Below are 266 nucleotides of genomic sequence, written 5' to 3'. Positions count from 1 at the left end.
ATTTTGGGCTCGGCGTCATTGTTATTATTGTATGGTGGTGAAAAGTTAATTAACCCTGTTCCGGTCACCAATGCGGTGAGTGGGATTGTGGTGTCTATCATTGCGATTGTGCTGACATTTGCCTTAGTGTTGCTGCAACGACACGCTCTGGTGAAAACCAATAGTTCATTGGTTGAAGCCGATTCATTACATTATAAATCTGATTTGCTACTCAATGCTGCCGTGTTATTAGCGCTAGTATTGGCACAATATGGTTGGTGGTGGGC

1 protein-coding gene is annotated in these 266 nt (G+C 43.6%); it reads left to right on the top strand.

What is annotated here, in order from left to right; genetic code table 11:
- Nucleotides 1–266, top strand: a 266-nt coding sequence (locus AAEY78_RS13420; RefSeq protein WP_352339809.1) for a cation efflux transmembrane domain-containing protein, incomplete at both ends; no start/stop codon positions are given.

The sequence above is a fragment of the Psychrobacter sp. 16-MNA-CIBAN-0192 genome, from assembly GCF_040309565.1.
Classification (GTDB): domain Bacteria; phylum Pseudomonadota; class Gammaproteobacteria; order Pseudomonadales; family Moraxellaceae; genus Psychrobacter.
Note: the sequence above shows the minus strand (reverse complement) of the source record. Positions and strands in the feature narration are given on the sequence as shown.